Source organism: Pseudomonas sp. (genome assembly GCF_051660785.1).
Classification (GTDB): Bacteria; Pseudomonadota; Gammaproteobacteria; order Pseudomonadales; family Pseudomonadaceae; genus Aquipseudomonas.
Genome location: NZ_JBOFQE010000043.1, coordinates 21,700 through 42,164, shown reverse-complemented (window position 1 = coordinate 42,164; position 20,465 = coordinate 21,700). Strand labels below are relative to the sequence as shown.

The following is a 20,465-nucleotide window of genomic DNA, read 5'->3' as shown; positions in this document are numbered from 1 at the left end:
ACAGGTATAGACAATGCACAGCGGTTCGTAATCAAAAAGCACAATATTCATCTATCGCCCGCGCTCGCTCACAACCGTCATTTGACAGACACAGATCATCCGGCAAAGCTGCACCGAGCTTTAACGCGCGCCTGACGGCAAACGCACCTGGACTACGGAAGTCGCAATGCCGAACCATAAAAATAAAGCAGCAGCCCCGAACCCTGATTCGCCACCGACCTTGATCAACCGTTATCTGTTTCCCGTCACCATCGGCGTATTGCTGGTGGCTGTTGCAGCGATAGGCTGGTTTCTATTCAGCAGCACGCCCGCGCCGCTCAAAACCCCGCCCGTCAGCACTCCGACGGTCCAGCCGGCCAAACCGCAACCCGTCGCCGTGGCACCGGCGAAGATGGTCGACGAGCAACAATGCCAGGGCTGCCACGGCGAACAGATGAAGGACTGGCAAGGCTCCCATCACCAATTGGCGATGCAGGAGGCCAGCGCCGAGACGATGCGGGGCGACTTCAATAACGTCACGTTCAAGGCGGAAAACGAAACCACCCGTTTCTCGCGCAAGGACGACGGGTTCTGGGTCACCACGCCCGGCATTGATGGCAAGAATGCCGACTTCAAAGTGGCCTACACCTTTGGCATCGCGCCGTTGCAGCAGTACCTGATCGAAGTCGGCGAAGGTCGCTTGCAAGCGCTGGGCGTGGCCTGGGATACCGAGAAAAATCGCTGGTTCCACCTCTATCCGGGCCAGGGCGTCAACTTCAAGAACCCGCTGCACTGGAGCAAGCCGAGCCAGAACGCCAATTTCATGTGCGTCGAGTGCCACACCACCGGTTACAAGCGCAATTTCGACGCTGCAAAAAACACCTTCAACAGTCAATGGAACAGCCTTGGCGTCGGTTGTCAGGCGTGCCACGGTCCTGCGTCCAGTCACCTGGAATGGACGGCAAACAAAGGCGATCTGATTCACGCCGGTTTTGCCGTCGATCTCAAGGACAAGGACGCCACCGTCGAGATCGAAACCTGTGCCCGCTGCCATTCGCGCCGTGCCCCGCTGGGCGACGGCTTCACCGTTGGCAAGCGCTTGATGGACGACTACCTGCCCAGCCCCCTGACCCGCGAACTGTATGCGCTGGACGGCAAGATCAAGGATGAAGTGTTCGAGCACGGCTCCTTCGCCCAAAGCAAAATGTTCGACAAGGGCGTGCGTTGCAGCAATTGCCACAACCCCCACAGCACCGAACTCAAGGCCCCCGGCAATGGCGTTTGCCTGCAATGCCACAACACCGCCGGCAAGACCTCGGTGGCGGGCGTCGATGGCAAAGGTTTGCAAGCGAAGAGCTACGATTCCATTGAACACACCCGCCACACCCCGGGCCAACCCGGCTCCCAATGCGTGGATTGCCACATGCCCGGCAAGTTCTACATGGGCAACGACTTCCGGCATGACCACAGCTTCAGCATTCCCAACCCGGAGCGGGCGAAAAAGCTCGGCACGCCGGACGCCTGCCTGACCTGTCACCAGGGCAAGGCCGGCGACAAGGTCACCGAGCAATTCAAGCTGTGGAACACCGCCACCGCCCACGTCGCGCAAGCGCCACGCTATGACGAAAGCCTGTGGCTGATTCGCAACGGCCAGCCTGGCGCCGCGCAGGCCTTGTACGAGCAGCTGCAGCGCAGCAACCTGCCAGCGATCCAGCGTGCGACCCTGCTGGCCGAATCGCCGCTGTACCCGAGCGAGCAGGCGCTGAAACTCGCGACCAAGGACTTGAGTAACCCGGCACCGCAAGTGCGTGAAAGCGCCGTGCGGGCGATCAGCGCGTTCCTGCCGCCACCGGAGCGTGCGCCGCTGCTGACGCCGTTGCTGGGCGACCCGGTGAAGGCTGTGCGGATCGTCGCGGCCCGGGACCTGCTGAGCGTGGCGCGCAATGGATTGGGCACCGCCCAGGCGAACTGGAATGCGGCGATTGCCGAGTACGAAGCGGTGCAGATCAGCCTGGCCGAGCGCGCCGAGGCCAACCTCAACCTGGCGATGCTTCATCAGGCCAGTGGTCGCAACGACGAGGTCGAACCGTTGCTGCGCACTGCGCTCAAGCGTGATCCGGATTTCTACCCGGCGCTGGTAACGCTGGTGCAATGGCTGGAAGCCAATGGACGCGCGCAAGAGGCGCAGACGTTATTGGCACAAGGCCTGAAAAAACACCCGGACGCCGCCCTGTTGCAACACACCCAAGGCTTGTCGCTGGTGCGCGCGGGCCAATCAGCCCAAGCCATGCCGGCCCTGCGCAAAGCCGCGCAGCTGGAGCCGCAGAACGCCCAATACGGCTACGTACTGGCTGTGGCGTTGCACGACAGCGGCAAGGTCGATGAGGCTTGCAAAGAGCTGGAGAGGTTGTTGAAAGTGCAGCCGGCCAATCGTAATGCGCGGTTGGCGCTGATCCAGTACTACCTGGATAACGGACAGGAACCGAAGGCGCAGGTGTTGTTGCAAGGCTGGAAAAAAATGAACATGGGCGATCCGGCGTTGAAATAACGCTTGGTAGCAACTGCCCTGTGGTGAGGGGATTTATCCCCGTTCGGCTGCGAAGCAGTCGCAAAAATCTATGTTGCAGCCGAAATTTTCAGGGCCGCTTCGCAGCCCAACGGGGATAAATCCCCTCACCACAGGGCAGCTGCTACAGGGACCGTGGAATTACCAGGAGGAGCCGCTCTTGAGCGCCAACTCCCGCCGGCTGTTCGCGCGCATCGCCTTGATCAGCGACACTGTGCCCACCAGGATGATCACGCCGGCGAACAGGAAGTCGATGGTGTACAGCTGGAAGTCTTTCACCGGCCCCACCAGCAACACCCGAATCGCGCCGATACTCACCAACGTGGCGAGAAAATCGATCCCCGGTTCATCGCGGTAAAACACATGCAGCAGCGGCAGGCACAGCACCAGTAGCAACAGCAGCACGATCACCTTGAACGAGCCTTTGCGCTCGACGCTGAACGCGCACTCGTGGGCGCCATAGGCCTTGTAGTCCTCGTCACGGATCATGGAGTTGCGTTCGTTGATGTAGTCGACGCGGTTGTACTTCTGAATCGGCGTGAAGGTGTTCGACATCTCCATCAGCGTGGTGATGTTTTTGAACCTCAGGTCGATGCGCTCGTTGCCCTTGAGGTAATACAGCACCGGTTTGTAGCCATAGCGGTAGGTATCGAAGGGAAAATCCGTGGCCCGGCCCTGCACCTCGATGGGCCTTGGTTCGAGTTCGGCATAGGCGCTTTTGCTGGCGGAGGCGAGGTTGCGGCTCAGCGGCTGGACCTTGACCTGCTCAAGGAGAATCGGCGTGACGCCGAACGACCACTGCAACGGTTCCAGGCGCAGACGCAGTTCGTTGCGGCCCAGGTCATAGCGGTTGAAGGTGCGTTCGGACACCACCACGGCACCGCTGAGCATGAATTCGCCGCGCACCGTGTTGGTGATGCGCAGCGTCAGTTGATCCTTACCCAACGCAGCGGCATCGCTGGCCGGTGGCGTGCCGCACCAGGCCGTACTGTCGAAGGCACCGCCCAAGTGGCCGTCACGGTTTTCCTTGAACACATAAAAATAACTGGCCCACAGCGCCACTATCAGCAGCAGCGCAATCAGCCCCAAAACCTTCTTGCCCACACCCACGACTCGACTCCTTTCCCTGTTTCTTCCATGCAGCCGAAAGCCCGCTGGCGCGGGTCTTCGGTTATGTCAGTGATTAGTTAGCAGCGTATTTGTCTTGCAGCGCCTGCAGGCGCTCGGTCTGCTGCGGAGTCAGGCCGCTGGCGTCAAACAACAGCGTGCCGTCGGCACCCACCAATTTGATGATTTCCAGGCTGAACAACGCTTCTGCGGGCGCATCAAGCTTGCCCCAGTCGCTGAACTGGTTCGGCGTAATTTCCCAGGTTGGCGACTCGCCCGGCTCTATACCACCAGGAATCGGCAATTCGACTGTGCCGACAAACCATGGCGTGGCACGGCCCGGGCTAGCCACGGTGCCTTTAAAACCAACACGAGCCACGGAGTACGTCGTGCCATTCTTGACCTTCGCCACCACTACCGGTTGACCGTGCGGCGCCGCAACATTCTTGTTCTTCTCGGTGAAATAAAATTCCGACTTGAGAATCTGGAACTTGGCCATCTCGACCTTGGCTTTCTCCGCCATCTGCTGGATATCCTGCAGCTGCTTGATCTCGGCCAGGGCTTGTTGTTTTTCTTTGAGGGCTCGCTCGGTGCGAAGGTTGGCGGCGATGACGGCGACGTCTTCAGCGGTTTTACCGTTGAGCGTTGTGCGCACGTTGTTTTTGGCTTGCTCGGCCGTGATCTGGCCAGTCAGAGCCTCGCCGATATTACTGAAGGTAATGAGTTTCAGGTCTTTAAGGAGTTTGGCTTTCTTGTCTTGTGGCATGTCTGCCGTGACCTTGTCCAGCGATGCCGTGAGACTCTCGTCACTGGTGCCGTCCAGTTTCGGACCACCGCAACCCGCCAACATCAACGTAACCAATCCGACCGCAAAAATCCTGCGCATACCCGACTCCTTTTTGAGAATGCGCGGACTTTATCAAAATGCCATCATCGACCCAAGCGAAACCCTCAACGCCTTCTGAATAACGGCCGCGGTTCAATCACTGAGCGCCCATAAAGCACACTCATCCCGGCCAATCCTTTCAGCGCGTCCTCAGCGGATTTGTCTTCGCGCACCGCAAAGCTGTCGAAACCGCATTGGCGCATGTGACTGAGTTGATCGCGCAGCACATCGCCGATCGCGCGCAACTCTCCCGTCCAGCCCAATCGAGTGCGCAGCAGATACGCCTGGCTGTAACCGCGACCGTCGCGAAAGCTCGGGAAATCCAGGGCAATCAGCGGCAATGAACCGAACCATGGTTTGAGGCTTTCCACCTCGTCATCCGGCCCCAGCCAGACAGCGTATTGTGCCGGCGCTTGAAGCCAGCGACTCAGCGGCAATATCAGCGACCCGACCGGTAACTCACCCTCCAGCTCCCGGACCAGCACCCACGGATCGTCAGCCACTACCCGCGCCCTACCCTCCTCCAGTCGCAGCATGTTGTTCATGCTGAAACCTCCAGCATCTTCGGATACACCTGTTCCTTGAACGGCTCAAGACCGATGCGCTGCAAGGTGTCGACGAACAGCTCTTCGCTCTCGCGGTAACTGACGAACGTGGCGATGATCCGCTCGATCACCCCGGGCACCTCGGCCGCGCTGAACGATGGGCCGATGACCTTGCCCAAGGCGCTGTTCTTGCCCTGGCTGCCACCGAGAGTGATCTGGTACCACTCGCTGCCGTTTTTATCGACCCCCAGAATGCCGATGTTGCCGATGTGGTGGTGACCGCAGGCGTTCATGCAGCCGGAGATGTTCAGGCTGATGTCGCCCAGGTCGTGGAGGTAATCCAGGTCCTCGAAACGGCCTTGAATCGCCTGGGCAATCGGGATCGATTTGGCGTTGGCCAGCGCGCAGAAATCGCCGCCGGGGCAAGCGATGATGTCGGTCAGCAAACCGATGTTGGCGCAGCCCAGGCCCTGCTCGCAGGCCAGACACCACAGCGTGTAGAGATCAGCCTTGGGCACGTCCGGTAGCACGATGTTCTGTTCATGGGCGATACGAATCTCGCCGAACCCGAACTGCTCGGACCACTCGGCCACGGCCATCATTTGCGCAGTCGTCACATCCCCGGGCGGCGAATCGAAACCCGGTTTGGTCGACAGCACCACGCTGGTGTAACCGGCGATCTTATGCGGCTGAACGTTGCGGCTGACCCAACGCGCGAACGCCGGGTTCTCAGCCAGACGGGTGCCGAAATCCAGGTCTGTGTCGGACAGCGAACGGTAATCCGGGGACACGAAGGCACTGGCGACACGCTCATATTCGACGTCGGTCAACTGCGCCGGACCGTCCTTGAGGTACTGCCATTCTTCTTCCACTTCCTTGGCGAACGCTTCGATGCCCAAGGCCTTGACCAGTATCTTGATCCGCGCCTTGTACTTGTTGTCGCGTCGACCGTGGCGGTTGTAGACCCGCAGCACCGCCTCGACGTAGGACAGTAAATGCTGCCACGGCAAGCCTTCGCGGATCTGCAGGCCGAGAATCGGCGTGCGCCCCAGCCCGCCACCGACAATGACCCGCAACAACATCTGCCCATGGTCATCGCGATAAAGATAGAGGCCGATGTCATGCATCATGATCGCGGCGCGGTCCTGCTCCGCCGAGCAGATGGCGATCTTGAACTTGCGCGGCAGGTACAGGAATTCCGGGTTGATGGTCGACCACTGGCGCAGGATCTCGGCCAACGGTCGCGGGTCCATCAGCTCGTCCGCGGCCACACCGGCAAAGGCTTCGGTGGTGATGTTGCGCACGCAATTGCCGGAGGTCTGGATCGCGTGCATCTCGACCTGGGCAAGCCGTTCGAGAATGTCCGGCACCTGCGCCAGTTCGATCCAGTTGAACTGCATGTTCTGCCGGGTGGTGAAGTGGCCATAGCCGCGATCGTAGTCCCGGGCGATGCTCGCCAGCGTGCGCATTTGCCGGGCGCTCAGGGTCCCGTAAGGGATCGCCACACGCAGCATGTACGCGTGCTTTTGCATGTACAGGCCGTTCTGCAAACGCAACGGCAGGAACTCCTCTTCGCTCAACTCGCCCGTCATGAAACGCTCGACCTGATCGCGAAACTGCGCAACGCGTTCGAAGACCAGGGCCCGGTCATAGTCATCGTACTGATACATGTGGCTACCTCATCAGGGTGGATCGGGCTCTACGCCTGATGCCGGTCAATGCAAGACCTGTGGGAGCGAGCCTGCTCGCGATAGCGCACTGACAGGAAACACATGTGTTGAATGTGCCTCCGTCATCGCGAGCAGGCTCGCTCCCACAGGGTCTGCGTTTTACCGGATCGGGCTCTTTGGCTCGTTTGAGGTGTCGACTATGAACCTGCGGCGCAGCGCGTTACAGATTCACCTGAGCGCTAAAAAACCGTATCAGACTGCGTCAGATCACCGCATACCGGCCCCGCATCTGATCCGCATAAACTCGGTTTTTCTGAGTCTGTTTTGTTTCCGGCAGGGTTTCTACAGTTGACGGCATGCCAGTCCGGGTGGCCTGGCAAGACTTTGCAACCGTGGAAGCATTGACCATGAGCACAGCAACAATCGGACAGGCCTATAACTACAAGGTCGTCCGCCAATTTGTCGTGGCGACCATCGTATGGGGCGTCGTGGGGATGGCGATGGGGGTATGGATCGCCTCGCAACTGGTGTGGCCCGAGATGAACCTCGACCTGCCGTGGACCACCTTCGGCCGTTTGCGCCCGCTGCACACCAGCCTGGTGATTTTCGGCTTTGCCGGCAGCGCGCAATTCGCCGCCAGCTACTACGCGGTGCAGCGCACGTGTCAGGTGCGCCTGTACTCCGACACACTCGCCGCGTTCACTTTCTGGGGCTGGCAATCGGTGATTGTGGTGATGCTGATCACCCTGCCGCTGGGCTACACCACCACCAAGGAATACGCCGAGATCGAGTTCTCCGGCGCGGTGTGGATGACCGTGGTGTGGGTTGCCTACGCCATCGTGTTCTTCACCACCGTGGTGCAACGCAAAACCAAACATATCTACGTCGGCAACTGGTTCTTCGGCGCGTTCATCGTGGTGATCGCGATGCTGCACGTGGTCAATCACCTGTCGATTCCGGTGGACTGGTTCAAGTCCTACCCGGTGTATTCCGGGGCCACCGACGCCATGGTGCAGTGGTGGTACGGGCATAACGCGGTGGGGTTTTTCCTGACCACCGGGTTCCTCGGGATGATGTATTACTTCGTACCAAAACAAGTCGGGCGGCCGGTGTATTCGTATCGTCTGTCGATCGTGCATTTCTGGGCGCTGATCACCCTGTACATCTGGGCTGGCCCGCACCACTTGCATTACACCGCGTTGCCGGACTGGGCGCAGTCACTGGGCATGGCAATGTCGCTGATCCTGCTGGCGCCAAGCTGGGGCGGGATGATCAACGGCATGATGACGCTCTCGGGCGCCTGGCATAAATTGCGCACCGACCCGATCCTGCGCTTTCTGGTGCTGTCGCTGGCCTTCTACGGGATGTCGACGTTCGAAGGGCCGATGATGGCGATCAAAACCGTCAACGCCCTCTCCCACTACACCGACTGGACCATCGGCCACGTCCACGCCGGCGCACTCGGTTGGGTAGCGATGATCACGTTTGGCGCCATCTACCACATGGTCCCGAAAGTCTTTGGCCGCGAACAGATGTTCAGCACGCCGCTGATCAACCTGCACTTTTGGCTGGCGACCATCGGCACGGTGTTGTACATCGCCTCGATGTGGGTCAACGGCATCACCCAAGGGTTGATGTGGCGCGCAATCAACGACGACGGCACGCTGACCTATTCGTTCGTCGAGGCATTGCAGGCCAGCCATCCGGGGTTCGTGGTGCGCTTCGCCGGCGGCGTGTTCTTCCTCAGCGGGATGTTGCTGATGGCGTACAACACCTGGCGCACGGTGCGGGTCTCGGACGTGGCGATGGCCGAACGTGAAGCGCAGATTGCGTGAGGTTTGAGATGACCGAGATTGTGCTGAATCTGTTTGGGGTCGTGGGGTTTTGGCTGGTGATCGAGTATTGCTTGAAACACCAGACGGCCGAGAGCCTGGAGGAAGCCAGCCTGATGCCGTTTGCCGATGACCCCGAGGTGGCGCGGCGGGTGGAGTTGGCGACGGGCAAGTCAGTGAAGGCGGTGGCGCCGGAAGAAACGAAACCGGGGTGGGGGGATTTGGAGGTTTGAGGGGAGTCAGCTAAGGCTACCCGTCACCCTAACCCTCTCCCCACGGGGTAGAGGGGACTGACCGAGGTATCTTTCGAGATACATCGACCTGAAATATCGAGTTGAACTCAGGTTCTGAAAACGATGGAGTTCTGCTCCCTTTCACCCTCTCCCCTCTGGGGCGGTCCGACGTTTCGGGAGGGCTGGGGTGAGGGATGGATCTCGATCTTAACCACGTTCCCGGGGGATCAAACTCTGCAACTGCTGCGCCAAAAAGTTCGCATCGAACGCAAACGTATCCGGGTCCTTCAACCCGTTGGTCTTGCGCCATTGCCAGCTCGTCGACGGTGGCAGGCATACCAGCGAAATGCTGCCATAGCGCGCTGCCGTCAACCCCATCACCGCCAACGAAATCTGACCACCGGCGCCCATCACATCCGGCACGAACTCCACCGGTTTGCCGGCAATGACAATGCCCAGTTTCTCGGTCTTGAACGTCGAGGTCTCGACCGGAACACTCGGCCCTGAAGCGACATAAGACTCGCGACTCACCTCCAGCAGGTTCGGCGCCTGGACCGGCTCCAGCCATTGCTGGATCTGATCGAACAGTTCACCGATGCGCGTCGTCCACACGGCTGATTGCGACTCAAACACTTGCTTCTTGTGGGCTTCGCTTTCTGCGTAGTGGCGAAGCATTTCGCCCAGTTGCTGTACGTCGTCCATTGCGGTGTTCCTTTGGTTGAAGCGGTGCTGCGGAAATCAATCATGGCAGAAGCCAGTCACGGGCGTATGACAAAGCTGACGTGTGATCGCCCTTTAATGATGGATGAATACGACCAACGGTTACTTTTCCAGGGGTTTAGCGCCTTTTACCTGTCAGATCTGACAGTAGCTGACGCGCACATGTTGTTGTTTGATGGTCTCGCAGTCGAGATAAGGATCAATCAGGCAACCAGGGACCGCAGTTCATGAGCAACCAACTGTTAGCGATAGACAGAGTAATTATTCCGCTGTGGACGACGCCAGTCATTCATCCCGACGATCCCGAGGGAGGTGTCGGGCTAGTCCTGGTGACACCTGCCGGTGTTCGAGTGTTGGTCGACCCCTGGCTCAACATGAGTGAATTCGATACTGCAGAGTTGTTGCTTAATGACCTGCCCACGGCCGTCGGCTCCAAAATCATTCAGCCGGGTGAGGAAAACAAAAGATTTACGCTGAATCTGCCGGGCGGGTTCCTGCAAAACGGTATCAACCGGGTTCGTTTGAGCGTCAAACGTGTCAGTCAGGAACCGGAAACATCGCCAGACCTGATCTTTCTCTTTAACACCCCTCGCCCTGGCGGTGAAGCTACCGGATCCGGGGACAATCCCAACCTTGTAATGACGCTTCCTGCGGATGTAATCGACAAGGGGCTGGATGCCAATCGTGCGACGCAAGGGGTAGACGTCACACTCGAATATCCTTACATGCGTGCGCACGACAAAATCACTCTCGATTGTGATGGCCATACTGCCCTGCATACAGTGACGGCTGCACAAGTCGCCGCCGGCACAGTGGTGTTGAGGCTTTTTGCAGACGCGTTCAAAAATGATAATCCCCGATTTGCAATGCGCTTCAGGGTCGTGGATCAAATCGGAAATTCATCCGGCCCGCAGGCAATCTGGTCGCGCACGACGTACATCGATGTGCATATCAAACGACCGGTTCTGGATCTGATTCCACCCAAAGTCCCGGAAGCGTTCGCAAGCAACGGGACAGTCCTGACGTTTGATGACATGTACTCGGCCGAGCATGCCAGGGTACAGGTCGCCTATACCGGCTCGCTCACCGGGCACACTGTCAAAGTGTATTGGGTTGGCCGAAACAATACCTATGGCAGTGAAATTCAAACGATCGGGCAACCTGGCCAAACCCTGACATTCCTGATCCACCGTCTGGATGTCATCGACTGTATTGGCAGCGGAGCGGAGGTGTATTACACGGTTGAATATCCCGGTATTGCTGAGCCACTCAAGTCGCGTCCACTGGACCTGACCGTTACACCCCAGAGATTTCATCTGCCTGAACCCACATTGTCGGCAGATAAACGAACTGCAACCGTGAGCTATGTCGGCATGACCAGCAGCTATTCGGTACGCATTGCCTGGCACGGGAAAGTCACTCGTTATGGACCCGATACACCTATCACCAACACCTCTCAGATGAGGCTGTCCATTGATCCTGCCTGGATTACCGAAAGTGCAGGACTTGCGGTACGTATCAATTACACGATTCTTCGCACCGGTAGTGGTGAGCGCTTGATGTTTTCGTGGATCTTGCGCTTACAAGTCGAATAACAAATACAACAGCAAAAAACATCTAAGTATTCAGCGCCATCAAGGACGACATTATGAATCGCCACGTCTGGTCATTATTTTTCGCAGGATTGTTAATAAGTCATCACTCATCATCGTTTGCAGATACGTTAAACAACACCGCAGCAGAAGGCCGAAAAACAATCACACTGCAACGCTGTGCAAAATACATAGAAACCGCCGAATGGTTTCTACGGGACTACAAATGGTCCATCGCAATAACACCAACTCCCTGCGCAAGAGAAACACAGCCAGAGCAAACACCTTATCTGTGGGACGAACTCACACGAGATTATTCCAATAGCAGATACTGGAAAAACACCCATGGGCTACGCCACCAACTGATTTGCCATCTGGAAATTGCGCGGGATAAACCGCAGTGGATTCTGGAACCTTGGCGACCTGATGTGGGTTACCAATTAACGTTGGCTGCCGGTTGCAATCATGTAACTCCGCTACCTGAAAAAGCACCGTAATGCTTTTCGAAACATCCAGAATATTAAAACGACAAACATGCAGATAGTCATTGAAACCCCAACACGTCGGCCCCTGTTGATGAAGGAACCTTATCGTGAAAAACTCATTCCTTATTGTATTCATCGCATTGATCATGGGTTGTTCACCCACCCGCACAACTTTACCGAATGACGTCGACGTCCTTGACAACCCTGCCGCCCGGAATGGTGCGGCGGTAGCGGCCCAGCTAACAACGCTTTACGGAAGGAAGTTCCCCAATTGCAACAAGGTTGACTCTCAACCGGCGTTCCTGTGTTCTGGCATAACGCTCCGGGTTACCGTGAAAGATCCAGCGGGGCAGTACAAAGTATGGGACCCCAGCCCTACCTCAGTAAAAAGCGGCGGAGTTTCGCTCTCTTTCCTCAGGGCTGACGTAAACTTCGGACGACTCGCGTGGGGTTATGGTAATGGCTACATCCTTTACCCTGTTCTTGAAAAACCGCCTGGCAAAGATCAATTGCAATACTTGTGTTCCTACCCAATGGACGCTTGGAGTTGGCATAGAAGTGCAACGGAAGTTTGCGGGCCGTCTGCCATTTACCCCGCACAAAGTAAACGCTGTCAGGACGCCGGTGTAACGACTGCCGCACAAGCGGTGGCCGTGTGGAGCCTGCCCGGGGGCAATCCAAATTTGCGCCAATGTGGCTTCGATGTTTCGGATGATCGCAATATGTTGGCAGGACCTGCGTTCTACCAGTCGTTACTGGCGAAATCCATGCTGGGCACTACGGGTTTTAATGGACATAACGAAATCATCATTAGTACCTGGCCTGCGGGCCGTGCCAATACATTGCCTATCATGGCGTTCTTTTTCATTGGTGGCGGCTCCAACCAAGGATTGACAGACGCGCAATACAATCAACGAGACTTCTACAACTCAACCATCCCAAAGATTGTAATTCCCATTATTCGCCTGACTCCGCCCGCCAGTGCAACGGGTACAGCCACCTTCACCTACGTCGCTTCCGATCAGGCGATTGCTCAATGACCACGATAAGAAACAAGACCAACAAGGAACAGAACCTCAAACGGATAACATTATGAAACGAATCATAATAGCGCTCTTTGTCGCGTCCGCTCTGGGATGCGCATATGTCGAAAGTCCCACTCAAGACATTACCGCGTCCAGTACATTGCATGCGGCCATGACAGGGCAAGAAGTCGCCAACCTGCTAACGACACTTTATAACCGGGTCGACCCCAACTGTAATAACTCCCCCACCGCACCAGCGTTTTTATGTTCGGGCGTGGTACTCAGAGTCACGGACAAAAAGCCTGGCGAAACACATCATGTATGGAATCCGAGCCCGACGTCAGTTAAAAACGGTGGTATTTCGTTTTCCTACTTCAGAGTAGATTCAAAATACGGACGACTCGCTTGGGGAAAAAACAATGGTTTCATGTTGTACCCCATCTTCGGTGCGCCGTGGGACAAGGTCGATCTCGATTTTCTTTGCTCTTTCCCCATCGATGGCTGGACCTGGAACCGAACCACACCCTGCGGTCCGCACGCATCGTTTCCTTCTCAAAGCCAGCGTTGCCGTAGTGCAGGCGTCACCACAGCAGAACAATGGAAGGCCGTTTGGGACAGCTCACCCACCAATCAACATATTCGCCAATGCGGTTTTGATGTTTCGGAGGCAACAGGTAAACCTGCTGCAAATGCGTTTTATCAATCCGTTCGGGCAAGAGGAATGTTAGGTACAGCAGGATTTAACGAACAAAATGAAATCGTCATCAAGACCTGGCCACAAAATATGCAGGATACACTGCCTCTAATGGCCTTCTTTTTTATCGCCGGCGGGGATAACGCCGGCCTTTCAGAAGCTCGAGGCAACCAGAAGGATTTTTATGACTCCACGACCGCAAAAATCTGGGTGCCAGTCATAAGGCTCACTCCGCCTTCGACGATTTCCGGCAATGCAAGGTTTCAATACGTAGCTTCGGATCAACTGATCTTACCTTGAGCGCCCCCCCCAAGCGCCTGCCCCTGAAGCAGGGCCTTCAGGGCAAACGGGATATAAACCACCCAATAAACTGGCACCATTGGCCCAAAACGACGGACACTCTCCCCACTTGGAAAAATCGGAGAGTCACATGCGCACCATCGGCCTTATCGGCGGCATGAGCTGGGAGTCCAGCGCCGAGTATTACCGCCTCATCAACCAACAGGTTCGCGACCGGCTCGGGCCGTTGCGTTCGGCAAAATTGCTCATGTACAGCGTCGACTTCGGCCCTGTCGAACAGGCCCAGCATGCCGGGCGCTGGGACGATGCGGCGGCGATACTGGTGGATGCGGCGCGGCGACTGGAGGCCGGCGGCGCCGAGTGCGTGGTGCTGTGTACCAACACAATGCACAAGGTGGCCGGGCAGATTCAGGCCGCGATCAACATTCCGTTTTTGCACATCGCCGACCCGACTGGGCAAGCCGCCGTGGAGGCCGGTGCACTGAAAGTCGGTTTGCTCGGGACTGCCTTCACCATGGAACAGGATTTTCTCAAGGATCGCCTGAGTGCGATGGGTTTGACGGTGCTGGTGCCGGACGCCGAAGAACGCAACGCCGTGCACCGGATCATCTATGACGAGTTGTGCGTCGGAGTGATCAGTGAGGCGTCGCGCAAGGTGTATCAGCAGGTCATCGAGTCGCTGACGGCACGAGGCGCTCAGGCGATTATTCTCGGCTGCACCGAAATCGGCATGTTGATCAAACCCGAGCACAGCGCCCTGCCCTTGCTCGACACCACCGAACTGCATGCGCAGGCGGCGGTGGCGTTCACGTTGGGCGACTGAGTCAGTCCGACCTTGGCGTGCGACGCAGGCGCGCCATGCTCAAGGTATCGACCAACCGGCCGTCCCGCACAGCGTAGTCGCGGAACAGGCCTTCGGTCTCAAAGCCGAACTTGCGGTAGAGACTGATGGCCGCTTCGTTGTCGGCGTAGACCGAAAGCTCGACCCGTTGCAGGTTCATCCAGTTGTCGGCGACGTCCAGCGCCGCCGCCAGCAGTTTTGAACCCACGCCTTTGCCCTGCCACGCCACCGCGACTGCCATGCCGAGATTGCCGGCATGGCTGCGGCGGATCCGCGAGAACTGCTCCAGGCCGATGTTGCCGATGACCGCGCCCTGATGCAGCGCCACCAGTTTCACCAGTCGCTCGTTATCCGATGCCAGGCGCTGGCGCCAGATCTCCGTGGATTGAAACGGCATTTGCAGCACCTGACGGGTGATAGCCGGGTCGTTGTAGAGCGCGGTGACGCCGTCGATGTGGGATTCGCTGAAGCGTTCGAGGGTGATGGCAGGTTCGGTGGCAGGCATGGGTGACTCATCCTTGATGCAGACATGGCCGCTTACTCTACAACGCCATCTCCCGGAATGGCGATGCCCAATAGTGTGGGAGAACCGTGTGGGAGCGAGCCTGCTCGCGATGGCGGCTGACGCTCAAACATTGAGGTGACTGATACACCGTCATCGCCAGCAGGCTAGCTCCCACAGTTTGGATCGGGGTTAACCTTCGAACCAGTCTCGGCGCTCGTTGAAGGTGTTGTGGATCAGCTCGACGATCATCTGCACTTCGGCCTGCCCCGTGGACCCGGCATTGACCGCCATCCACACCTGGCGCTGCATCGGTTGATCGAACAACCCCGATAGCGCAATGAGCCCGCGGTCGAACCGGCTCATGTAATGGGGCAACAAACCGATGCAGGCGCTGCAACGGATCATCTCCAGCATCAGCTCATAAGAATGCAACTGCACCACGCCGGCCAGGCGCTGATCGACCACCGCGTTCCACGGCCGAAAACTCTCGACCTGACGATCAGGCTGCCATTGCACCAACATGAAATCGGCCAGGTCATCAAGGTTGTCGGGCCGGGCCGCAACCCGTGAATAACGCTTGGCGATGTGTGGCAGGTAATCCAGTCGTGCCAGACGCTGGGGCGCGCTGATGGCGAAGCTCGGCCCCGGCAGGGGTGAGTCGGTGCCGGCCAGCCACAACACCACGTCGGCACTGATCGCCTGCAACGACAGTTCGCTGTCGAGGGAGATGATATCCAGGCGCACGCTGGCATTGCGTCGCAACAGCGAGACCAGATCGCGGCCCAGGATGTCGTGCAAAATCGACTCGGCTACGGCCAGCCTGATCAGCGGCTGTTCGATCACCGACATGTCGTGCTCATGGGCCAGGGCGATCAATTGCGCCTGAAGCTGCAACCCTTCACGGCTCAAGGACAGGCCATTGTCCTGATGATTGAACAGCGAACACTGCAATTGCGTTTCAAGCTGCGCCAGGTGCTTACGCAACTGGGTTGATTTGATATTGAGACTGCGGGCCGCCTGCATGAAACAACCGCAACGGGCACTGACCCGGAAAGACTGCGCCAGCACCGGATCGATACCGGCTGCGCGGGTGGATTCCATGAATGACATCAATGACTCCTTGTCGATCTATCCTTGAAAACCTCATCCTGCGCAGCGTTTATGAACCTGACGTGACACCCGGTGCGGAAAATCGATTCAGCCGCTGGGGCTTTGCCGAAAACTTACCGCCAGGCGATTCCAGCTGTTGATGGTGGTGACGGCGATGGTCAAATCGACCATTTCACCTTCGTTGAACTGCTCCCGGGCCAAGGCGTAGACGTCATCCGGCACATGGCTTTCGGAGAGCAAGGTCACCGCTTCAGTCCAGGCCAGCGCGGCGCGTTCGCGAGGGTTGAAGAAGCCGCTGTCGCGCCACACCACGATCGAATACAAACGCCGGTCGGTCTCGCCAAGGCGCCGCGCGTCCACCGAGTGCATGTCGGTGCAGAAGGCGCAGCCATTGAGTTGCGAAGCGCGGATCTTGATCAAGTGCAGCAAGGCGGGCTCGATACTGAGGTTGCTGGTCAAGGCCTCCATGGCAATCATCGCTTTCATCGCCTTGGGCGATGCGCTGTAGTAATCCAGGCGGGAACTCATGGGTGCGGTCTCTGGGATCGAATAGAGATCTCCAAGGTAGGCGCTGATGCGCGGACGTTACAGATCCAATTCAGCGAAAAAGCCGTGGACCATTCGCCAGCAGACCAATCCGCAGTTTTTCGCCCACGCAACTTCTGCGCAGCCACTCATGCGGGTAATCTGGCGCGACGCACACGCGCCTCAATCGCCCCAGGAGCCTCGCCGGTATGGAACTTCATGTTGTCATCAACGGCCGCAAGGACCTGGCAGGCCAGTTGTACAACCAACTGCGCGGCGCCATTGAATCCGGTCGTCTGGCAGCCGGCACGCAGCTGCCGCCCAGCCGCTTGCTGGCCGAACAGCTGGGCATCTCGCGCAAGACCATTTCCGACACCTATGCACAACTGACCTATGAGAACTTCCTCACCGGGGTGATCGGCAAAGGCACGTTCGTCAATGCCCGCACAGCCAAAGCTGCGCCCAAGCAAAGCCATTCGCAGCTGGCGAGCTTTGAGGTGATCGAGTCCTGGCGCACGCTGCCGGTGTTTCTGCGTCACCCGACCCTAGAAGGCTCGTTACGCTACGATTTCATCGGAGGCGCGACCAGCAAAGGCCAGTTCCCTCAGGACGATTGGCGGCGCTGCACCTCCCACGCGTTGCGCCAGATCGCCGCCTCGAAGGGCTTCTACAGCCTGCCCGAAGGCCTGCCGGCGCTGCGTAACGCGATTGCCCGGCACATCTCGTTTTCTCGCGGGGTCAATTGCCAGGACGAAGACGTGGTGGTGTGCAACGGCGCGCAACAAGCGCTCGACTTGATCTCCCGGGTGCTGACGCGTCCGGGCAGCATTGTCGCCATGGAAGACCCCGGCTACCCGCCGGCTCGCCTGTTGTTTGGCACCCACGGGGCCACGGTGATTGGTGTGCCGGTGGATGCCGAAGGAATTGTGGTGGACAAGATCCCCTTGGGCACCCGGCTGATTTATGTCACGCCGTCTCACCAGTTTCCGCTGGGCATGCCTATGAGCCAGGCGCGCCGGGTTGCACTGCTGGAACGGGCCTACGAGTTGGGTGCGATCATCATCGAGGACGATTACGACAGCGAATTTCGCTACGAAGGCCGTCCTGCCGATTCACTGCAGAGCATGGATGAGCGCGGCATCGTCGCCTATGTCGGGACCTTTTCAAAAACCATGCTGCCGGAGCTGCGGCTCGGCTATGCGGTGTTGCCACCGGCGATTCTTGAGGCTGTGATCCGCGCCAAACAGCTTACTGACCTGCACACCTCCACCCTGCCTCAATGGGCGCTGGCCAAATTCATCGCCGAAGGCTGCCTGCTCAAGCACATCCGGCGCTGCCATACGATCTATGCCGGGCGCCGCGAGCGGATCCTGACGCGCATGGCGGGCGACCTTTCACCCTGGCTGGAACCGGTGCCCACCACGGCCGGCTTCCACATGGTGGTTATGTGCAAAGTGCCTATCGATATTCCATTGGTGATCGAACTGGCGAGAAAAGTCGAAGTCGGGCTCTACGCGATCGACAGCTTTTTCTACCAGCAAACGCCGCGGGCCGGGCTTTTCCTGGGCTTTGGCGCCATCGAGACCCTGGACATCGACATCGCTCTGGACCGGCTGCGCGACATTTTGCAGCAGGTTGCCTGATCGATTGGTCTGCGGCTTTATCCGGCGATTGGCTATTGGCGGTCCCAAGGTGCAGGCCTATCCTGCATAAGCGTTATCCCTCAGTGAGCAGGATTCGTCCGGCCTGATTCAGGAGTGTGAGCAATGTCCAACGAAGTGATCAATACCGTAAAGGTGCAGGCCGCTGCCGGCCGCTCGGAAGAACTGGGTAAGCAACTGCAAAAGATTGTCGACACCCTGCGTCAGCAACCGGGCTGTGATTCCTATATGGTCGACCGCTGCCCCGAGGACAGCAACCGCTGGACCGTCAGCGCCCGCTGGCAATCGGAAGCGGCCATGCAATCGCATTTCAACTGCCCTGAAGTACAAGGCTTCATTGGCCTGATCGACAGCCAATTGGCCAACTCCGTCGACTTCAACAGCTTCCCGATCCGCTGAACCCCTGTTGCAGCTGCCATGTGGTGAGGGGATTTATCCCCGTTCGGCTGCGAAGCAGTCGTAAAACCTGAACGCACGGTCTTTCTGATGCACCGCGTTGTTTGGATTGACGACTGCTTCGCAGCCGATCGGGGATAAATCCCCTCGCCACAGGGCGCTGCTCGGCAGCTGCTACAAAAATTGCGACGCTGGATTGGTCCCCTCACCTTCACGAATATTGGCTGTTTGATTGACCCCACCTGCGGACTATCGTTGGTTCTGACAACTAACCACTGCAGGTAAAGAACCATGAAAGCTTTGCGTTTCCTTGCTGCTCCGCTAGCCGTCCTCGCCCTGGCCGTTTCGGCAACTGCCATCGCTCACGAGGGCCCCTCCGAGAAAGTCACGGTTTTGCAGGATGAAGCGCTGAAAAACGTGCCCGGCAAAAAAGCCATGATGATCGAGGTCGACTACAAACCCGGCCAGTCCTCGATTGCTCATAAGCATGAAGGCACGGCCATGGCGTATGTGCTTTCAGGCTCGGTCACGTCTCAAGTGAAGGGTGAAAAATCGATCACCTACAAGGCCGGTCAGTACTGGTACGAACCGGCCGGTTCGGAACATTTGGTCTCGAAAAACGCCAGTGCAACCCAGCCTGCCAAACTGTTGGTGTTCATGGTCTTGTCGCCGGACGAGAAAGTATTGATCCCCCTGGAAAACTGATAGCTGAACGGATAGCCATAAATAAAACGGCCCGAATTAACTTTTCGGGCCTTTTTATTTCCCGATGCAATTACCGGGCATGTTTTAAACCCAATTAAACTATTGGCCACCTGACAAGTGCGGTGATTGGCTATTTCATTCAGCTGCGACAGGTTTAGTCTGGACCCACGCCGGACTGATCCGACTCTATAACTTCCCGACTCAAGTTGTTTCACTGGAGAAACACCATGAAACTTGCGCTTGTCAGTACATTAACAATGACCGTTTTATTGACCGGCTGCTCGGTTCCCACTGCGCCCGAAGCCGTGTCTTCGCTGGATGGTATCTTCACCGAACCGGTGGGCCGCAGCAGTGCCACGCAGGTTCCCAACGGCAGCCAGGTTTCGTTGGGTATCGTCTATAGCCGCAACACCCAGACTAACCGCGCGTACTTGCAGGAATACCAGGCCAACGCCGGCACCGGTTTCGGCCAGAGCCTGCTGGTGCAGTCGATCCACGACGCCTACGTCGCCACCTCCCGGCCGGACCATGCGGTCGATTGGGTCAAGGCCTCCCTGCAACGCCAGTTCGGCTCGGTGACCGTGTATCCGGACATGCAAAGCCTTAAAGCGGCGAAGCCCGACGTGATCGCCATTATCGACACTCGCAGCCAATTGATGACGTCGCGCAGTTCGGATATCGAGGCGAATGTCAGTGCGCAGTTCTATGACACGAACTTCAATTACATTGGCACTGCGCAAGGGCATGATGCGAGAGCATTGAGTCCGGTATGGGCGGATTACAAACGCAGTGAAGAGATCGTGGCGGATATTAATGAACAACAGAATGTGCAAGTTCGGGCATTGCAGAAGTTTGACCAGTCGCTCAGTAATTTATTGACCAGGCCGACAGATAAAGTGTCGATGATCGATAATTCAACAAGCACTAAGTTGTATTGAGGCGAATGCCCTCATCGCGAGCAGGCTCACTCCCACATTGGAATGCATTTCAAATGTAGGAGTGAGCCTGCTCGCGATGAGGTCCGGCCAGGCAACACAAAAACTTTCAGACAAAAAAAAGCCCCGCACTTCTCAATGCGGGGCTTTTTC

The 20,465-nt window shown here is 57.7% G+C and carries 20 protein-coding genes; 12 read left to right on the top strand and 8 right to left on the bottom strand.

The genetic code is table 11. The features are described from left to right. Positions 1–166: 166 nt before the first annotated feature. The gene (locus tag ACRC4F_RS10010) at positions 167–2,527 is read left to right on the top strand and encodes a tetratricopeptide repeat protein (protein WP_438659163.1); all 2,361 of its coding nucleotides are present in this window, start codon (positions 167–169) and stop codon (positions 2,525–2,527) included. 159 nt (positions 2,528–2,686) lie between these two features. Here the strand turns inward: ACRC4F_RS10010 and ACRC4F_RS10005 are convergent, their stop codons facing one another. The 4 genes from ACRC4F_RS10005 to ACRC4F_RS09990 all read right to left on the bottom strand — a co-directional run bounded on the left by ACRC4F_RS10005 (position 2,687) and on the right by ACRC4F_RS09990 (position 6,753). Next, positions 2,687–3,655 carry a hypothetical protein gene (locus tag ACRC4F_RS10005; RefSeq protein WP_438659162.1) on the bottom strand — a complete coding sequence of 323 codons (969 nt, stop codon included), beginning with the start codon at positions 3,653–3,655 and terminating at the stop codon, positions 2,687–2,689. A gap of 73 nt (positions 3,656–3,728) precedes the next feature. Next, a complete protein-coding gene (locus ACRC4F_RS10000; RefSeq protein ID WP_438659161.1) occupies positions 3,729–4,538 on the bottom strand; it encodes a DUF6694 family lipoprotein in 810 nt (269 codons plus the stop codon). 65 nt (positions 4,539–4,603) lie between these two features. After that, the gene (locus ACRC4F_RS09995) at positions 4,604–5,083 is read right to left on the bottom strand and encodes a DUF934 domain-containing protein (protein ID WP_438659160.1); all 480 of its coding nucleotides are present in this window, start codon (positions 5,081–5,083) and stop codon (positions 4,604–4,606) included. Beyond that, positions 5,080–6,753 (bottom strand): nitrite/sulfite reductase, encoded by a 1,674-nt coding sequence (locus ACRC4F_RS09990; RefSeq protein WP_438659159.1) that lies wholly within the window; start codon positions 6,751–6,753, stop codon positions 5,080–5,082. The genes ACRC4F_RS09995 and ACRC4F_RS09990 overlap by 4 nt, the downstream gene beginning before the upstream one ends. Before the next feature lie 407 nt (positions 6,754–7,160). Between ACRC4F_RS09990 and ccoN the strand changes: the two genes are divergently transcribed. Next, positions 7,161–8,588, top strand: a complete 1,428-nt coding sequence (gene ccoN, locus ACRC4F_RS09985) for a cytochrome-c oxidase, cbb3-type subunit I (RefSeq protein WP_438659158.1) — start codon at positions 7,161–7,163, stop codon at positions 8,586–8,588. A gap of 8 nt (positions 8,589–8,596) precedes the next feature. Further along, positions 8,597–8,818, top strand: a complete 222-nt coding sequence (locus tag ACRC4F_RS09980; RefSeq protein ID WP_438659157.1) for a cbb3-type cytochrome c oxidase subunit 3 — start codon at positions 8,597–8,599, stop codon at positions 8,816–8,818. A gap of 207 nt (positions 8,819–9,025) precedes the next feature. On the opposite strand, the gene ACRC4F_RS09975 is transcribed toward ACRC4F_RS09980, so the two are convergent. Continuing rightward, positions 9,026–9,520, bottom strand: a complete 495-nt coding sequence (locus ACRC4F_RS09975; protein ID WP_438659156.1) for a hypothetical protein — start codon at positions 9,518–9,520, stop codon at positions 9,026–9,028. 245 nt (positions 9,521–9,765) lie between these two features. Between ACRC4F_RS09975 and ACRC4F_RS09970 the strand changes: the two genes are divergently transcribed. From ACRC4F_RS09970 to ACRC4F_RS09950, 5 genes are all read left to right on the top strand, one after another. After that, on the top strand, positions 9,766–11,133 hold the full coding sequence (locus ACRC4F_RS09970) for a hypothetical protein (protein ID WP_438659155.1): 1,368 nt from the start codon (positions 9,766–9,768) through the stop codon (positions 11,131–11,133). 53 nt (positions 11,134–11,186) lie between these two features. Further along, positions 11,187–11,627, top strand: coding sequence for a DUF2599 domain-containing protein (locus ACRC4F_RS09965; RefSeq protein ID WP_438659154.1), 441 nt, complete (start codon positions 11,187–11,189; stop codon positions 11,625–11,627). 95 nt (positions 11,628–11,722) lie between these two features. Beyond that, on the top strand, positions 11,723–12,655 hold the full coding sequence (locus ACRC4F_RS09960; protein WP_438659153.1) for a halovibrin HvnC: 933 nt from the start codon (positions 11,723–11,725) through the stop codon (positions 12,653–12,655). Positions 12,656–12,707: 52 nt separating this feature from the next. After that, complete coding sequence (locus tag ACRC4F_RS09955; RefSeq protein ID WP_438659152.1) at positions 12,708–13,634, top strand: halovibrin HvnC; 927 nt, start codon at positions 12,708–12,710, stop codon at positions 13,632–13,634. Positions 13,635–13,764: 130 nt separating this feature from the next. Next, the gene (locus ACRC4F_RS09950; protein WP_438659151.1) at positions 13,765–14,457 is read left to right on the top strand and encodes an aspartate/glutamate racemase family protein; all 693 of its coding nucleotides are present in this window, start codon (positions 13,765–13,767) and stop codon (positions 14,455–14,457) included. A gap of 1 nt (position 14,458) precedes the next feature. Here ACRC4F_RS09950 and ACRC4F_RS09945 read toward each other — a convergent pair whose 3' ends face one another. The 3 genes from ACRC4F_RS09945 to ACRC4F_RS09935 all read right to left on the bottom strand — a co-directional run bounded on the left by ACRC4F_RS09945 (position 14,459) and on the right by ACRC4F_RS09935 (position 16,618). After that, complete coding sequence (locus ACRC4F_RS09945; RefSeq protein WP_438659150.1) at positions 14,459–14,980, bottom strand: GNAT family N-acetyltransferase; 522 nt, start codon at positions 14,978–14,980, stop codon at positions 14,459–14,461. Positions 14,981–15,169: 189 nt separating this feature from the next. Beyond that, positions 15,170–16,090 (bottom strand): LysR family transcriptional regulator, encoded by a 921-nt coding sequence (locus ACRC4F_RS09940; protein WP_438659149.1) that lies wholly within the window; start codon positions 16,088–16,090, stop codon positions 15,170–15,172. Between the two features lie 87 nt (positions 16,091–16,177). Further along, a complete protein-coding gene (locus ACRC4F_RS09935; RefSeq protein WP_438659148.1) occupies positions 16,178–16,618 on the bottom strand; it encodes a carboxymuconolactone decarboxylase family protein in 441 nt (146 codons plus the stop codon). A 206-nt stretch (positions 16,619–16,824) separates the two neighbouring features. Between ACRC4F_RS09935 and ACRC4F_RS09930 the strand changes: the two genes are divergently transcribed. From ACRC4F_RS09930 to ACRC4F_RS09915, 4 genes are all read left to right on the top strand, one after another. Further along, positions 16,825–18,258 carry a PLP-dependent aminotransferase family protein gene (locus ACRC4F_RS09930; protein ID WP_438659147.1) on the top strand — a complete coding sequence of 478 codons (1,434 nt, stop codon included), beginning with the start codon at positions 16,825–16,827 and terminating at the stop codon, positions 18,256–18,258. Between the two features lie 123 nt (positions 18,259–18,381). Continuing rightward, on the top strand, positions 18,382–18,675 hold the full coding sequence (locus tag ACRC4F_RS09925) for an antibiotic biosynthesis monooxygenase family protein (protein ID WP_438659146.1): 294 nt from the start codon (positions 18,382–18,384) through the stop codon (positions 18,673–18,675). Positions 18,676–18,963: 288 nt separating this feature from the next. Continuing rightward, on the top strand, positions 18,964–19,377 hold the full coding sequence (locus ACRC4F_RS09920; protein ID WP_438659145.1) for a cupin domain-containing protein: 414 nt from the start codon (positions 18,964–18,966) through the stop codon (positions 19,375–19,377). A 227-nt stretch (positions 19,378–19,604) separates the two neighbouring features. Beyond that, entirely contained in the window at positions 19,605–20,315 is a 711-nt protein-coding gene (locus ACRC4F_RS09915; RefSeq protein WP_438659144.1) for an ATPase, read from the top strand. The last annotated feature ends 150 nt before the right edge of the window (positions 20,316–20,465 follow it).

What these genes read in the sequence shown, in the direction of transcription:
- ACRC4F_RS09945 (WP_438659150.1), bottom strand. Translation starts at nt 14,980, where the DNA reads ATGCCTGCCACCGAACCTGCCATCACCCTCGAACGCTTCAGCGAATCC.
- ACRC4F_RS09950 (WP_438659151.1), top strand. Translation starts at nt 13,765, where the DNA reads ATGCGCACCATCGGCCTTATCGGCGGCATGAGCTGGGAGTCCAGCGCC.
- ccoN (WP_438659158.1), top strand. Translation starts at nt 7,161, where the DNA reads ATGAGCACAGCAACAATCGGACAGGCCTATAACTACAAGGTCGTCCGC.
- ACRC4F_RS09965 (WP_438659154.1), top strand. Translation starts at nt 11,187, where the DNA reads ATGAATCGCCACGTCTGGTCATTATTTTTCGCAGGATTGTTAATAAGT.
- ACRC4F_RS10010 (WP_438659163.1), top strand. Translation starts at nt 167, where the DNA reads ATGCCGAACCATAAAAATAAAGCAGCAGCCCCGAACCCTGATTCGCCA.
- ACRC4F_RS09915 (WP_438659144.1), top strand. Translation starts at nt 19,605, where the DNA reads ATGAAACTTGCGCTTGTCAGTACATTAACAATGACCGTTTTATTGACC.
- ACRC4F_RS09970 (WP_438659155.1), top strand. Translation starts at nt 9,766, where the DNA reads ATGAGCAACCAACTGTTAGCGATAGACAGAGTAATTATTCCGCTGTGG.
- ACRC4F_RS09975 (WP_438659156.1), bottom strand. Translation starts at nt 9,520, where the DNA reads ATGGACGACGTACAGCAACTGGGCGAAATGCTTCGCCACTACGCAGAA.
- ACRC4F_RS09995 (WP_438659160.1), bottom strand. Translation starts at nt 5,083, where the DNA reads ATGAACAACATGCTGCGACTGGAGGAGGGTAGGGCGCGGGTAGTGGCT.
- ACRC4F_RS09955 (WP_438659152.1), top strand. Translation starts at nt 12,708, where the DNA reads ATGAAACGAATCATAATAGCGCTCTTTGTCGCGTCCGCTCTGGGATGC.
- ACRC4F_RS09920 (WP_438659145.1), top strand. Translation starts at nt 18,964, where the DNA reads ATGAAAGCTTTGCGTTTCCTTGCTGCTCCGCTAGCCGTCCTCGCCCTG.
- ACRC4F_RS09940 (WP_438659149.1), bottom strand. Translation starts at nt 16,090, where the DNA reads ATGTCATTCATGGAATCCACCCGCGCAGCCGGTATCGATCCGGTGCTG.
- ACRC4F_RS09935 (WP_438659148.1), bottom strand. Translation starts at nt 16,618, where the DNA reads ATGAGTTCCCGCCTGGATTACTACAGCGCATCGCCCAAGGCGATGAAA.
- ACRC4F_RS09980 (WP_438659157.1), top strand. Translation starts at nt 8,597, where the DNA reads ATGACCGAGATTGTGCTGAATCTGTTTGGGGTCGTGGGGTTTTGGCTG.
- ACRC4F_RS09990 (WP_438659159.1), bottom strand. Translation starts at nt 6,753, where the DNA reads ATGTATCAGTACGATGACTATGACCGGGCCCTGGTCTTCGAACGCGTT.
- ACRC4F_RS09930 (WP_438659147.1), top strand. Translation starts at nt 16,825, where the DNA reads ATGGAACTTCATGTTGTCATCAACGGCCGCAAGGACCTGGCAGGCCAG.
- ACRC4F_RS10000 (WP_438659161.1), bottom strand. Translation starts at nt 4,538, where the DNA reads ATGCGCAGGATTTTTGCGGTCGGATTGGTTACGTTGATGTTGGCGGGT.
- ACRC4F_RS09925 (WP_438659146.1), top strand. Translation starts at nt 18,382, where the DNA reads ATGTCCAACGAAGTGATCAATACCGTAAAGGTGCAGGCCGCTGCCGGC.